Source organism: Paracoccus niistensis (genome assembly GCF_042432925.1).
GTDB classification, from domain to species: Bacteria; Pseudomonadota; Alphaproteobacteria; order Rhodobacterales; family Rhodobacteraceae; genus Paracoccus; species Paracoccus niistensis.
On record NZ_JBHLWE010000002.1, the window covers coordinates 1 to 13,393 of the forward strand.

Consider the following 13,393-nt stretch of genomic DNA (forward strand, 5'->3'; position numbering starts at 1 on the left):
GTTTCAGTTCTGCCGGATCGGTGCGGCGGGACCTGTAGTGGTAGCTCGAGCAGTCGAACCGGAGCCGAGGCGAAGATGCTCTGCCTCAAGAGCTTCGGCGAGCGCATCGCCTCACGTGACCCCGACCGTCAGACCGCCGAGATCCACACCCGCGTCGCCCTTATGAACCGCTTTGTGGCCCTTGGCAGAGCCGAGATCGTCCGCGTCGCCTGAGACCAAGGGAAAAGGGGAAAGTTCGGCCTCAGCCCGAGTTGCGCAACAGCGCCTCGCAACACTCGCGAGTGTGCTGTCAGACAAATGCGAACTCGTCTCAGTGTTTGCTGCCAGGCAGCTCTCAGGCGGCGCCGAGCTGGCGCCACTCGGCGAGAGCGGCGGTACGGTTATCCTTGAAGTGCTGACGTCGGTTGAGGCTGCGGTCCTGGTTGAAGTGGTTGGAGACGGAGGTGTGGACGGCGGCAAAGAGCTGAAGCGTCTTCATCCGCCGGAAGCGGAGCATGGCACGTTCTCGTCGCCGGAATGGCAGATGTGAGTTCTTGGCCCGATTGTTGGCGTGCCGCGCTGAGTGCTGACGCGCACCTGCGCCGAGTTCCCGTAACGCTGCCCCATAGGAGCGCAGTCTGTCAGTGACGATCTGCTCGGGCCGGCCGAAGCGGCGCATCAGTTTCCTCAGAAATTTCAGCGCTGCCTTGCGATCCCGGGTCTTCGTCACGACGGCTTCCAGCACCTCGCCCTCGTGGTCGACGGCGCGCCAGAGATAGTGTGTCCGGCCATTGATCTTCACGAAGACCTCGTCCAGGTGCCACTTCCATTGTGGGCCGGATCGCATGGCGGAGGCTCGCTTCCTGCGGATCTCGGCGGCGAAGAGCGGGCCGAACCTGTGCCACCAGAAGCGGACAGTCTCGTGGCTCACGTCGATGGCACGCTCATGCAGCAGGTCCTCGACGTTCCTGAGCGAGAGGGGGAACCGGACATAGAGCATCACGGCCAGGCGGATGATCTCGGGTGAGGTCTTGAAATACCGGAAGGGCGAGCGCTGGGTCATCCCGGAAGGGTAGGGCGGCCGCTGCCGGTCGGACAAGCCGAGTTTATCTGACAGTGCCCGTGCGGCCGTTGATCTTCACGAAGATTTCGTCCAGGTGCCAGCGCCACTGCGGTCCGGCACGCAGTCGCGACACGCGCTGCCGGCGGATCTCGGCGGCAAACAGCGGGCCGAAGCGGTTCCACCAGAAGCGCACCGTCTCGTGGCTGATGTCGATGCCGCGTTCATGTAGGAGGTCTTCAACGTTCCTGAGCGACAGCGGGAACCGGACGTAGAGCATCACCGCCAGTCGGATGATCTCGGGCGAGGTCTTGAAGTACCGGAAGGGACTGCGCTGGGTCATATGGGAAGGGTAGGGCAGTCGCTCCCGCTCGGGCAAGCCGAGTTTATCTGACAGTGCCAGCCACGCCGCTTCAGCGCTTCGTTATACGCTGGCCAATTCCTGGTCTTGTAGGTCAATGGTGTCAGGCTGCTCACGTATCCCAGCTACCACGCTGGCCTTACAGCTCGAATCCCTCACCGGATTTGTGCAATAGAGCCCACGACGGGGAAAAACAGCGAGGTTGCGGACAATCTCCCCAAATCAGAAGTTTATCTCTGGAAAATTCTTGGCAATTTCCTCGATTGCCGAACCTTGAATGCGGGTCCGCGACTCCGCGCCGCCTGCACGCAGGCGGCTGGATATGGCGAGGCTGGACCATCCGGGAATCTCGAATGACGCACGGCCGCAATGCCTTCCGAGTTGCTGAACCCGGCCGAATGGCCAAGTGATCCACCAGTAATCGACGCATGCCGGGCTTCCGTTAACGTCCGATGCAACATGGACCTCGCCGGACATGTTGACCTGCGTATAGACATCCACATTCTCGTCGGGATTCACCCAAACAGTCGTCCAGTCGCGCGAAATTGCGCTTGCAGGCAATGTTACGATGAACAGAAGAACGCCGACCGCGTTGCGCCATACCGGGCCGAGCCAGTCGCCGGTGAAGTGCAGGAGCCTGGGGATGCACGGCAATTCAATTCACCCCGTCTCGCCAGGGTAACGCCGGCCGTACAAAAACGATTTCATTGTCAAGGTCCGGGTCGATCACCAGGAAGACAGGCTCCGACCTTTGTGTCAGTGAAACGACGCGACTGATATCGTCGAACATTTTCAGTGTCGCGATCTGGGAGGTGGCATTGCGATCGAGATCGATATGCATGTCCTGCCCCCACCGAATGGGAATGGGTTGTTCATTGATGACTTCGCGCCTTGATGTTTCGCGGACCTGGTCGACCTCGATGTGTCCTTCCGTCCAGCCACCGCATTCCTTGCAGCCCACCGAGGCAACAACACTGAAACATATCTGCAATGGAGTGGACAGGTTGATGTTCCATGAAGCAACATTCGTACCCGGGCTGGTGTCATTGTCCTTGTAGGCAGCGTGACGATCCTTTTTCATCTCCAGGGTCGAGAGATCATATCTGTATCCTTCGGGTGCATGTACGCATTCACGGGTCTCCACCCAACCGCCTCTATGGGTTTCAGCGGCGATGGTCTTGGACTTGAATTTGACCACTTCCCGATCACGCACCTCTATGACCCGACGGACTTCCAAGGTGCCAAGTGACTCAGGAAGAACAGTGAAGAGCAGATTGAAGTCCGTCTTGTCATCTTCTGCCCAGGGGTTCAGCCCACCCGGTTCTTGCGTGATGCGCAGGGTGGCTTGGAGAAATTGGGCTGATCTCTGGCTGAAGGGCAGCTGCTTTCTTGGCACAACGAAGCTCAGGGCGCCGTTCTGGGTCATGTTGGCGGTAATCTCATGTCCGTTTATCAACAGATGATGACCCTTGTAGCCATCGCCGTGCAGCCTTGATCCCCAGATCGTCACAACAAGATCATCGCTTTCCCGCGGCGATACGAACTTCGGGGAGTAGTTCATGACGAGGGGCGCGTCCGACCAGGGAATGGCAGTGGCGATGACCTCCCGGGCAATGTCGGCACTTCTCTGGAGCTCATCAAATGGAACATTGTCCACGAGATCCTGGATGAAGTCTTCGGCTTGCGTGAAGGTCTTCTGGCGCTCCGCGCTGATCTGCTTGAACGTGAGATCAAGGGAGTCCGCGTAGGTGGTTTCCAGGTTGTCTATGATGGCTGTGGAAAGCTGATAGTAATGGGTGCCGGTTACACGGGCCTCACTTCCTGCCGTCCTCACCACCGCTTCCAGCGCTGCCTGGAACTTGGAGATTATGTCCCGGATCGTATCCTCGGGTGAGAAGAGGTCTGCATTCGCCAGGCTTGGCGCAAGCACAATCGCCGCTGCTGCAAGAATTGCGGAAGCCTTCATCATTACCTCCATGAAACAAGGAAGTACGGACTTCGAGGAGCATTTGGGCGCTTGCAGGCTGCCCCATGATGTTCGATGCTATCTCATTTCTCCGTTTCAGGCAATAAATCGCTTAGGTGTTGATTTCCACCTGGAACTGACCCGGGTATGGAGTGAACCCCTCGGGCTGGACCACGGGGCCCGGAAACACTGATACGCTGAACGGGCCTTGATCGGAGAAGGCTCATGACGTCACGAGGTCCCTACCGTCGGCATTCGATGCCGTTCGAGCTGCAGCTCTGCGAAGTGTGCTGTCAGACGAATGCGAACTGGTCTCAGTGTTTGCAGCGGGACCAGCCCTTAGGTGGCGCCAAGCTGCCGCCACACAGTGAGAGCGGCGGCTCGGTTAGCTTTGAAGTGATCGCGTTGGGAGAGGCTGCGATCCTGGTTGAAGTGGTTTGAGACGGAGGCATGAACGGCGACGAACATCTGCGGTGCTGTCAGAGGAATCAGAGGGTTGCGGCTGCTTCCGACCCTTTGAGTTCCGTGAGGGTGTAAAAACTTGTGCTGACAGGGATTCACCCCTTCAGACTACCGCCCGACCGCTCCACATCGTCGCCTTCATTCTAGCTCGAACGGTTCCTCTGACAAGACCGATCGACCGGCTCACCCGCTCGCTGGCTGACTTCACCCGGCTGGTTGAACGGTTCGACCGTACGGGTTGTTCCTTTGTCTCGGTTACCCAGTCCTTCAATACCGCCTCCAGCATGGGCCGGCTGACACTGAACGTGCTGCTGAGCTTTGCCCAGTTCGAACGCGAGGTGACGGGTGAGCGGATCCGCGACAAGATCGCTGCCTCGAAGAAGAAGGGTCTCTGGATGGGTGGGCTGGCGCCGCTCGGCTATGCTCGCCATCCCGAGCCACAGCGCCGCGAGCTTGTCGAGGTGCCTGAGGAGGCGGAGATGGTCCGGACCCTCTTCCGCCTCTACGATGAGTTCGGCTGCCTGCGGCGGGTGGCGGACGAGGCAAACCGGCAAGGAATCCGCTCGAAGCTGCGTGTCCATGCCGGCGGCCGGACCAGCGGCGGACTGCCATTGACGCGCGGCCATCTACACTACCTGCTGACCAACCCGGTCTGTCGCGGAAAGGTCCGCCATCGCGACCAGATCTATGATGGCACCCACCCGGCCATCGTCGATGCGCGCCTCTGGGATCGGGTGCAGGCGAAGCTGATGGCCGCTGCAGGACGCGGCCGCGGTCAAAAGCGCAATCAGGCGCCAGACGATCTGGGGCGACGTGCCACTACGCAGCTGTCCCAGGCGTCGCCCGCACTCCTCACCGGTAAGTTGCGCGATGAACTGGACGATCCACTGACCCCCACTCACACGCAGAAAGGGAGGAAGCGCTATCATTACTATGTTTCCCATCGCTGCCTGACCAGCAGGGGGCAGGGCCGAAACGATGGCTGGCGCTTGCCGGCTCGCGAGTTGGACAAGCTGGTGCTCTCCGGGATTGCATCGCATCTGCAGCAACTGGGCCAGGCTCATCGGCTGCTCGCCCGCCCGGAAGCAGAAACTGCAACCCGGCTCGGATGCCAACTGACGGCCCTGATCGACGCACTGACAGCGTACAAGGCTCCCGTGCTCCGGACGGTGCTCACGAGCGGCCGTCTGAGCAACCAAAGCCTGCGTCTGACCCTCGATGCAGAAGGCCTCGCGGCCTTGCTGCAGATCGCCCCCGAGGATCTGGCCGCAGGCGCGCTCCATGTCGAGCTGCCTCTCTCGTTCACACGGCGCGGCGTCGGACTGCGCCTGGTCTCTGGTGCAGCTACAGCTGCGCCGGATCCGAAGATGGTTTCCGCACTGGCGCGAGCGCATCGCTGGACCACCGAGCTGCGCCGTGGAATGTCGCTGGCTGAACTTGCGAGGCGTGAGCAACGCTCGGAGGCCCTGCTGCGCACCCGGTGCGCACTGGCCTTCCTGTCGCCGTCGATCCAGGCGGCGATCCTCGAGGGCCGCCATCCCGCAGGGCTCACGCTCGAACGGCTGATCCGCACGCCTATCCCGCACGACTGGAACGCTCAGGCGCGGATCTTCGGTTTCATCTGATTAGAGTGGCCATGTCGGCTCGTCGGACAGGGAATGCCGCCGTAGGCAGCGTTGCAGACCGACTGCCTCTGTTAGCATCAATCTCTGGTCTGGGCGCTGCCGCGTTCGCAAGATTTATCGGGGCAGCATCACTCCATCGAACTGTAGATTTGCCGGTGATACGCCCGCGCCAAGCACCCCGTTTCTTCACCGCCCGGCTCCGCAGCTGCGGGACTGCGCATCTCCGGGGCGCACTCTCTGACCTTCAGAACGAGCATCGGACCACTGTTGCGCACCCGGCGCACAACGCGCTCTGCCCCGCAATGATGCCGAACTTGCCGCCGAAGAGCGTGCGGGAGTTCCTTCCTGGTTCGTCGATCCTTCGGCTCATCATCACGGTCGCATGGGTTGGGGCCGCGCCTCCCAGGCTTTGCGTGAGTGCCGCAAGGGGGGGCGCCATTCCCGCATGTGGGTTCCCTGTTCATGCATAGAACTTCCCTGTTCGCCCAGCAGGGAAATCGCACGTAAGCCCATGTAAATACGCGGGTGCCTGGAGGCGAGGAAGTCTTTGCTCCTTTGGATACCCTGTAGATCGGGGCGGAACAGGGAAACCGGCAAACCGAACCGCATCACCGGATGCCGTGAGACGGCCCGCCGAAACGGCCGTGGTTCATCACAACACGCAGGTCTCAGATACCAAGGGCACGAGCTAACCTCCGACAAAGGCACAGTAACCCACGTGGAACGTGCGTGTCGGAAGAACGGGTAAGGATGACTGGCTGGGGCGGTAGGATTCGAACCTACGGTACACGGTACCAAAAACCGATGCCTTACCACTTGGCCACGCCCCAGCAGTGCGGGGGGTTTAGCGGCACCGTTTGGGGCGCGCAAGGGGGTTCGCGCAAAAACTTGTGGCTCTGCGCGCGGCGGGCTATCGGCGCGGCATGGATCAAGCGGATGTCGTCATTCTGGGGGCCGGGGCAGCGGGGCTGTTCTGCGCGGGAAGCCTTGCGGGGCAGGGGCTGCGGGTCGTCGTGCTGGATCATGCGCGCGATCCGGGCGAGAAGATCCGCATCTCGGGCGGGGGGCGCTGCAACTTCACCAATCTCGGGACCAGCCATCAGGCATTCCTGTCGGAGGTGCCGCGATTCTGCGCCTCGGCGCTGGCGGGTTACCGGCCCGAGGACTTCGTGGCGCTGGTGGACCGTGCGGGAATCGCCTGGCACGAAAAGGCGCAGGGGCAGCTGTTCTGCGACGGGCGCGCCACGCAGATCGTCCGCATGCTGGTCGACCGCATGGGCGCCGCCGAATTGCGTCTGGGCGTCGCCGTGCAGGGCGTCATGCCGGGGATGCCGCTGCGGGTCGAGACGTCGGCCGGACCGATCGAGGCGCGCCATGTCGTCGTGTCCACCGGCGGCAAGTCGATCCCGAAGATGGGCGCAACGGGCATCGGCTACGACATCGCTCAGGCGACCGGGCACCGTATCGTCGAGACGCGTCCCGGCCTCGTGCCCCTGACCTTCGCGCAGCAGGACCTGCGGCTGAGTGCGCCGCTGTCGGGGATGGCGGTGACGGCGCGGGCCTCGCTGCCGGCTGCCAAGGCGCCGCGCCGTGCGGCAGTGGCCTTTGACGATCAGTTGCTGTTCACCCATCGCGGGCTGTCGGGGCCGGCGATCCTTCAGATTTCCAGCTATTGGCGTCCTGGCGAGGAACTGACCCTGGATCTTCATCCCGGCGACACCGCCCAGGCGCTGCGGCAGGCCAAGCGCGAGGGTGGCCGGGTGCAGGTGGCAACCGTGCTGGCGCGGATGCTGCCCGAACGGCTCGCCACGGCCATCGTGGCCGAGGAGGGGCTGGAGGGCGCGCGCTTGGCTGACCAGCCCGACGCGCGGCTGGACACGCTGGCCCGCCGAGTTCACGACTGGCGCATCCGCCCCGTGGGGAGCGAGGGCTACCGCACCGCCGAGGTCACAGTGGGCGGCGTGGACTGCCGCGACCTCGACGCGCGCACGATGGCCTCGCGACACGTGCCGGGGCTGCATTTCATAGGCGAGGTCGTGGACGTGACGGGCTGGCTGGGCGGATACAACTTTCAGTGGGCCTGGGCGTCGGGCCATGCGGCGGCACGGGCAATTCTGGGCGCGGCAAAGCCCGATTTCTGATAGGATGGCGCTGCACCGCCGGTGCCTGTGTTCTGACGGGCGGACCTCCGGTCTGCATCGTCTCTTGTCCGGCCGGCTTCGCAGACCGGGCGTTGCGTTTCACCGCGAAGCCGGAGGCCGACCATGAATCCGAACAAGGAATTGTGGGAGAAAGGCGATTTCTCGAAGCTGGCCGCCACCATGCGCGGCGGCAGCGACGCGCTGGTGGACGAACTCGGGATCACGCCGGGGATGAAGGTGCTGGACCTTGCCTGCGGGGACGGCGCGACGGCGCTGCCCATGGCCCGGCGTGGGGCCGAGGTGCTGGGCATCGACATCGCCCGCAACCTGGTGGCTGCGGCGCAAGCGCGCGTCGCGGCCGAGGGACTGAGGAAATGCCGCATCGTCGAGGGCGACGCCTGCGACCTGTCCCATCTGCCCGACAAGGGCTTCGACATGGTGGTCAGCATCTTCGGCGCGATGTTCGCACCTTGTCCGGCCGAGGTCGCGCGTTCCATGGTCCGGGTCACCCGGCCGGGCGGGCGCATCGTCATGGGCAACTGGATTCCGGGCGATCCCACCATGGTCGCGCAGATCCTGAAGCATCTGTCGGACTACGGCCCGCCGCCGCCCGAGGGCTTCGTCCCGCCGACGATGTGGGGCATCGAGGCGAATGTCCTCGACCGCTTCGGCCGGGCCGGCGTCCCGCCGGAGGCGATCACGATGGAACCCGCTTTCTACGAGTTCCACCTGGACGCGCCACCCGCCGGACTGGTCGAGCTGTTCATGATCTACTTCGGTCCCGTGATGCGCGTCTTCGAGGCCTTGGGTGAAGGGCCGCGGGCCGAGGAGTTGCGCGGCAAGCTGGTCGATCTGATCTCGCGGGAAAACCGCAGCCGCAACGGCGGGACGGATATAGCAGCGCGGTACCTGCGGGTCACGGTCAGCGTCCCGCAGGCGTGACGGAACTCAGCCCATCACCGGCTCGGCCTTGGCCAGGCGGTCGAAGCGCATCAGGCTGTCGATCAGCGCGGGCATCCGGTCCAGGTGGATCATGTTCGGCCCGTCCGAGGGCGCCCGGTCGGGGTCCTGGTGCGTCTCGATGAAGACGCCCGCCACCCCGATCGCCACCGCCGCCCGCGCCATCACCGGCGCGAACTCACGCTGGCCGCCCGACGAGCCGCCCTGTCCGCCCGGCTGCTGCACCGAGTGTGTCGCATCCATCACCACCGGAAAGCCCGTCCGTGCCATGATCGGCAGCGAACGCATGTCGGCAACCAGCGTGTTGTAGCCGAAGCTCGCCCCGCGTTCCGTCAGAAGGATGCGCTCGTTCCCGGTCGAGGCAACCTTGTCGGCCACGTTCGGCATGTCCCACGGGGCGAGGAACTGGCCCTTCTTGATGTTCACCACTGCGCCCGTGCGGCCCGCCGCCAGTAGCAGGTCGGTCTGGCGCGACAGGAAGGCGGGGATCTGGATGATGTCCGCGACCTCGGCCGCGCGGACGGCCTGGGCCTCGTCATGGATGTCGGTCAGCACCGGGCAGCCCAGGCGGTCGCGCACGGCGGCCAGCATCGCCAGCCCCTCGTCGATGCCGACGCCCCGGCGCCCCGACAGAGAGGTGCGGTTCGCCTTGTCGTAGCTGGCCTTGAAGACAAAGCCCGCGCCCGCCCGAGCGCAGGCTTCGGCCAGGGGCTCGGCAATGGACAGCGCGTGGTCCAGCGTTTCCAGCTGGCAGGGCCCGGCGATGACCACCAGCGGCAGGTCGTTGCCGAAGGTGACGCCGCGGACGGCGACATGGCGCGGTGCGGCCCCCGTCACGAGGACACCTGTTCGCGCAGGATCGAGGCGGTCAGCGACATCATCAGGTAAATTCCCGCAAAGATGAAAAAGGCGACGATCGTGTTCTGAAGCGCCTTGGGATAGGTGGGTTCATCCGGCGGCACCGGGGCCACGGACAGCGACAGGTAGCGCACCTGCTTGTTGGCCTCGACCCGCGCGGCCTCCATCTGCGTGGCGGCCGTGGCCAGCAGTTGCTGGCGGGTGGCAAGGTCGCTTTCCGCGATCCGCAACTGCCCCGTGATTGCGGCCAGCGAGGCGCGGTCGCCGGTGGCCTCGGTCAGCTGGGCACGGGTTTCCGCGATCATCTGCTCCAGCCGGGCGATGTCGCCCTGCACGCCCTGCACCCGGCTCTGGTTCGGGCGGGCGTTCGACGTGAGCTGGCCGAGCTCCAGCTGCTTCTCGGACAACTGCGTTTCCAGTGCGCTGATGCGCCCCATCACCGCGCCGCTTTCGGCGGTCGGGTCCAGCACGCCCAACTGTTCCTGCAGTTCCTGGATGCGGTTCTGCGACTCCTGCACCTTGCGCTCGGCATCCTGGTAGCTTTCGATCGCGCCCTGCATCTGGTCGCCGCGCAGCCGCTGGGACATCTGATCCACCTGACCCTCGGCATAGCGGATCAGCGCCAGCGAGAATTGCTCGGACAGCTTGGGATCGGGGGCGATCACCTCCATGTTGATCATGCCCTCGGTCGGGTCATAGCCGATCTTCACCGACTGCTTGTACTGGGCATAGGCCTGCTCGTTGGAGGCATCCTCGGGCAGGCGCAGCAGCGAGTCGATCGCGGGGTCCTGGAAGGCGCGAGTGAAGCCCAGGTCCTGATCCAGCCGCATCATCGCATCGCGCGAGGTCAGGTAGCTTTGCACCGCGACGTTGTCGGGGTTCATCATGGCGCCCGCCGACAGCAGACCGCTGCCCGTGGCGCCCGGCACGCCGTCCGCCTGCTGGATCATGAACTGCGAGTTCGTCGCGTAAAGCGGCGTCGCCTGGGTGAAGTAGTACCAGCCTGCGATCAGCGTCGGCAGGCCCACGAAGAAGGCCAGCCGCATCAGCAGGAAGGCCAGGCTGCGCCGCCGGCGCCGGGCGATGTCCCGCTGGATGCGGTAGATCTCGGCCGCGCGGCGTTCCTCGGTCAGCGCCTCGCGCGAGGGAAGCTCGGGGCGCAGCGGCGGGCCGACCTCGCCCGGAGGCGGCAGCGGCACGATCTCGCGGCGCTTGGTGCGCGCGGGCAGGCCGGGGCCGGGGACCGGGACAAGCGCCCGGGGACTGGGCGCGGCCTTCGCCTCGTTCCCCGCGTCCGACAGGATCTTGCCGACCGCGCCCCGGTGGAAGGGGTCGATGCCGCGCTGGCGCAGGCGCAGCACGGCCTCGTATTCCGAGGCCGCCTCGATCTCGTGCATGGCGGCGATGCGGGCCGCCATGCGGAGCTGGCGCGAGGTCAGGTTCTCGGCCCGGATGGCGGCCAGCGCCTCGGCATCCGGGTCCGTGGCCTGCGCCTCGGGGCCGACGGGGGCGTTGGCAGGGTGGGGCTTCTCTGCCGCCTCGGGCTCGGCGCCCGGAAAGCGCATGTTCCCGAAGCCGTCGTCGGTGTTGCTGAAAGGCATTTCCGTCTTGCGGGGGCCAGAGGCCGGGGCCGCGGCCTGCTCGGCACGGGCGCCGCCCTTGCGCACCTCGACCCGCACGGCGGGGCGTGCAGGCTCGGCGCCAGCCGGGGCCTCATCCCTGGGGCGGGCCGCGCTGCGCGCCGCCTCTCGCGCCGCGGCGACGGGGGATTCGGAAGGGCTGAGGTGAAAGCGGCGGACCTTAGGCGGTGTAGTCATAATACTGCTTGGCCTCGTCGAGGGAATCGAACATGTAAAGACGCCCGTCGCGCAACACGCCCGCGCGGCGGCAGAATTTTTCCAGCGTGGCGGGCTGGTGAGACACCACCACCACGGTAGCGGTCTTCAGCCGGTCGTACAGCACGCTGCCCGCCTTGCGGTTGAACTCGACATCGGTCGTGCCGGGCATCCCCTCGTCGATCAGGTAGATGTCGAATTCCAGCGCCAGCAGCAGCGCGAAGGTCAGCCGCGACCGCATCCCCGAACTGTAGACGCCCACCGGCTGGTCGAAATATTCGCCGATATCGCAAAGCCAGCGGCAGAAGGCCGAAACATAGTCGGGGTCAAGCCCGTAGATCCGCGCGATATAGCGCGCGTTCTCGTTGGCCGACAGCTTGGCAATCACCCCTCCCATGAAGCCCAGCGGGAAGGAGACCCGGCAGTTGGCGCGGATCTGGCCCTCGTCGGGCTTTTCCAGCCCGCACATCATGTTGATGATGGTGGTCTTGCCGGTGCCGTTGGGGGCGAGGATGCCAAGCGACTGGCCCAGTTCCACCCGGAACGAGGCCTGGTCCAGGATCACCTTGCGCTGCGTTCCGGTCCAGAAGGACTTGGAGACGTTGTCGAATTCCAGCATGTCGGCGAAGTTTTCCCGCAAAGGCGCGTGAATGCGGCGGTTTGCAGCGGGCGCCAGCCGCCCGCGTTCTGAGGCCGAACATAATCCTGCGGCGCATCGCTGTCCATTGGAACGCCGCGGATCGTGAGAATGCAAGCTGTTATCCGGGGCGAGGCGTTCCTATCTGGGCGTGCATGACAGCACCCTTCGATGATCTGCCCGTTGCCGCCGAGCTGCGCGGCTGCCGGCTTTGCGCAGACCGCTTCGCCCTGACCGCGACGGCCCATGCGCCGCGCCCGATCGTCTGGTTCGCCCCCGGCGCGCGGGTGCTGGTGGCCAGTCAGGCGCCGGGGATGCGGGTGCATCATTCGGGAAAGCCCTTCACCGACGCCTCGGGGCAGCGGCTGCGCGGCTGGATGGGCGTGGACGACGCCACCTTCTACGACCGCTCGCGCGTCGCCATCGTGCCGATGGGCTTCTGCTTTCCCGGCTATGACGCCAGGGGCTCGGACCTACCGCCGCCCGCGATCTGCGCGGCGACCTGGCGCGCGCGGGTGCTTGAGGAATTGCAGCCCCGCGTCACGCTGCTGATCGGCGGCTACGCGATCCGCTGGCACCTGGGCCTGCGCGATGTGACAGCGGCCGTGGCAGGCTGGCGGGACCATGCCCCGCGGGTGTTTCCCTTGCCTCACCCGTCGTGGCGGAATACCGCTTGGCTCAGACGCAACCCGTGGTTCGAGGACGAACTGGTTCCCGAACTGCGCCGCACGCTGGCCGAGGTGCTGTGACGACCCCCCTGACGGAACTCGACCGCCTTTGCGCCCATGTGCCGTTCCATGACGCCGATCCGGCCCTGCGCGCGGCGGTGCTGCGGCGATTGGCCGATACCGAACTGCACGCGGCCCTTGCCGCCGATCCTGCCGATGACCGGGCCGAGCTGCGGATGTTCGACCTGCCGGGCGGGGCGGTGGCGCTGGCCTCGGATGACGAGGCCGCGCTGGCGGGCTTTCTGGGCGGCCCTGTGGCGCATGTGTCCCTTCCGGGCCGTGTCCTCGCGCGCGAACTGGCGGAAGCCGGCCGGGGGTTGCTGGTCAACCCCGGCCGCCCCTCGGAAATGCTCTTGGATGCGGCTGCGCTGGGCTGGCTGATCGCGGTGCTGGCCGAGGCGCCCGAAGCGGGCGAGGCCGCGCCCCGCCGCCTGACCGCGCCGCGCCGGGACGCAGTGGAAACCGTGGCCGAGCCGCTGGCGACCCGGCTGGGCGACATGGCGGGCATGGTGGCGGGCGCGGCGCTGGTGGGCGTGGACTGGGCCGACGGACGGCGGGGGCACCTGATCGTCGTGGCCGGGGCAGGGAACGCGGACCGGCCCGCCATTGCCAAGGCGCTGGCGGAACTGATCGCCTTCCTGCCGCCCGTCGAGGGCGGCGTGGACGTCACCTTCGAGGACTTGCCGCTGCCGCAGGGCGCCGTGCGGATGGAGGCGCTGGCCGTTCCGAAGCCCGCGCCGACGCGCCGCGATCCCGACGCTCCGCCCCGCCTGCGCTGATC

At 65.5% G+C, this 13,393-nt stretch carries 11 protein-coding genes, 1 tRNA gene and 3 pseudogenes; 6 read left to right on the forward strand and 9 right to left on the reverse strand.

All coding sequences use genetic code 11. The annotated features are described in order from the left end of the window. A pseudogene (locus ACFFII_RS00045) lies at positions 1–213 on the forward strand (hypothetical protein); the annotation flags it as partial. 121 nt (positions 214–334) lie between these two features. Here the strand turns inward: ACFFII_RS00045 and ACFFII_RS00050 are convergent. The 5 genes and pseudogenes from ACFFII_RS00050 to ACFFII_RS17755 form a co-directional block, all read right to left on the reverse strand. Further along, positions 335–1,042: an IS6 family transposase gene (locus tag ACFFII_RS00050; protein WP_377696841.1), complete on the reverse strand. Its 708-nt coding sequence runs from the start codon at positions 1,040–1,042 to the stop codon at positions 335–337. Between the two features lie 58 nt (positions 1,043–1,100). After that, a pseudogene (locus ACFFII_RS00055) lies at positions 1,101–1,382 on the reverse strand (transposase family protein); the annotation flags it as partial. Between the two features lie 240 nt (positions 1,383–1,622). Continuing rightward, complete coding sequence (locus ACFFII_RS00060; RefSeq protein WP_377696842.1) at positions 1,623–2,054, reverse strand: hypothetical protein; 432 nt, start codon at positions 2,052–2,054, stop codon at positions 1,623–1,625. A 1-nt stretch (position 2,055) separates the two neighbouring features. Continuing rightward, entirely contained in the window at positions 2,056–3,369 is a 1,314-nt protein-coding gene (locus tag ACFFII_RS00065) for a hypothetical protein (RefSeq protein ID WP_377696843.1), read from the reverse strand. A gap of 336 nt (positions 3,370–3,705) precedes the next feature. Then, a pseudogene (locus ACFFII_RS17755) lies at positions 3,706–3,837 on the reverse strand (IS6 family transposase); the annotation flags it as partial. A 2-nt stretch (positions 3,838–3,839) separates the two neighbouring features. On the opposite strand from ACFFII_RS17755, the gene ACFFII_RS00070 reads away from it, so the two are divergent. Continuing rightward, complete coding sequence (locus ACFFII_RS00070; RefSeq protein ID WP_377696844.1) at positions 3,840–5,453, forward strand: recombinase family protein; 1,614 nt, start codon at positions 3,840–3,842, stop codon at positions 5,451–5,453. 755 nt (positions 5,454–6,208) lie between these two features. Here ACFFII_RS00070 and ACFFII_RS00075 read toward each other — a convergent pair. After that, a tRNA-Gln gene (locus ACFFII_RS00075) sits at positions 6,209–6,283 on the reverse strand. A 93-nt stretch (positions 6,284–6,376) separates the two neighbouring features. Between ACFFII_RS00075 and ACFFII_RS00080 the strand changes: the two genes are divergently transcribed. Both ACFFII_RS00080 and ACFFII_RS00085 read left to right on the forward strand, forming a co-directional pair. After that, positions 6,377–7,594, forward strand: coding sequence for a BaiN/RdsA family NAD(P)/FAD-dependent oxidoreductase (locus ACFFII_RS00080; RefSeq protein WP_377696845.1), 1,218 nt, complete (start codon positions 6,377–6,379; stop codon positions 7,592–7,594). A 123-nt stretch (positions 7,595–7,717) separates the two neighbouring features. Continuing rightward, positions 7,718–8,536 carry a class I SAM-dependent methyltransferase gene (locus tag ACFFII_RS00085; protein WP_377696846.1) on the forward strand — a complete coding sequence of 273 codons (819 nt, stop codon included), beginning with the start codon at positions 7,718–7,720 and terminating at the stop codon, positions 8,534–8,536. 6 nt (positions 8,537–8,542) lie between these two features. Here the strand turns inward: ACFFII_RS00085 and kdsA are convergent, their stop codons facing one another. From kdsA to ACFFII_RS00100, 3 genes are read right to left on the reverse strand one after another with little or no spacing between them, the layout of a single operon-like run. Continuing rightward, positions 8,543–9,391, reverse strand: coding sequence for a 3-deoxy-8-phosphooctulonate synthase (kdsA, locus tag ACFFII_RS00090; protein ID WP_377696847.1), 849 nt, complete (start codon positions 9,389–9,391; stop codon positions 8,543–8,545). After that, positions 9,388–11,229: a KpsE/RkpR family capsule polysaccharide export protein gene (locus ACFFII_RS00095; protein WP_377696848.1), complete on the reverse strand. Its 1,842-nt coding sequence runs from the start codon at positions 11,227–11,229 to the stop codon at positions 9,388–9,390. The genes kdsA and ACFFII_RS00095 overlap by 4 nt, the downstream gene beginning before the upstream one ends. Beyond that, a complete protein-coding gene (locus ACFFII_RS00100) occupies positions 11,213–11,866 on the reverse strand; it encodes an ABC transporter ATP-binding protein (RefSeq protein WP_090757312.1) in 654 nt (217 codons plus the stop codon). The genes ACFFII_RS00095 and ACFFII_RS00100 overlap by 17 nt, the downstream gene beginning before the upstream one ends. A gap of 173 nt (positions 11,867–12,039) precedes the next feature. On the opposite strand from ACFFII_RS00100, the gene ACFFII_RS00105 reads away from it, so the two are divergent. After that, positions 12,040–12,633, forward strand: coding sequence for a uracil-DNA glycosylase family protein (locus ACFFII_RS00105; RefSeq protein WP_377696849.1), 594 nt, complete (start codon positions 12,040–12,042; stop codon positions 12,631–12,633). Next, on the forward strand, positions 12,630–13,391 hold the full coding sequence (locus ACFFII_RS00110) for an SseB family protein (protein WP_377696850.1): 762 nt from the start codon (positions 12,630–12,632) through the stop codon (positions 13,389–13,391). The genes ACFFII_RS00105 and ACFFII_RS00110 overlap by 4 nt, the downstream gene beginning before the upstream one ends. Positions 13,392–13,393: the final 2 nt, after the last annotated feature.

Bases quoted from the DNA above. Each gene is read 5' to 3' on its own strand.
- ACFFII_RS00105 (WP_377696849.1), top strand. From the start codon at position 12,040: ATGACAGCACCCTTCGATGATCTGCCCGTTGCCGCCGAGCTGCGCGGC.
- ACFFII_RS00050 (WP_377696841.1), bottom strand. From the start codon at position 1,042: ATGACCCAGCGCTCGCCCTTCCGGTATTTCAAGACCTCACCCGAGATC.
- ACFFII_RS00085 (WP_377696846.1), top strand. From the start codon at position 7,718: ATGAATCCGAACAAGGAATTGTGGGAGAAAGGCGATTTCTCGAAGCTG.
- ACFFII_RS00095 (WP_377696848.1), bottom strand. From the start codon at position 11,229: ATGACTACACCGCCTAAGGTCCGCCGCTTTCACCTCAGCCCTTCCGAA.
- ACFFII_RS00100 (WP_090757312.1), bottom strand. From the start codon at position 11,866: ATGCTGGAATTCGACAACGTCTCCAAGTCCTTCTGGACCGGAACGCAG.
- ACFFII_RS00065 (WP_377696843.1), bottom strand. From the start codon at position 3,369: ATGATGAAGGCTTCCGCAATTCTTGCAGCAGCGGCGATTGTGCTTGCG.
- ACFFII_RS00080 (WP_377696845.1), top strand. From the start codon at position 6,377: ATGGATCAAGCGGATGTCGTCATTCTGGGGGCCGGGGCAGCGGGGCTG.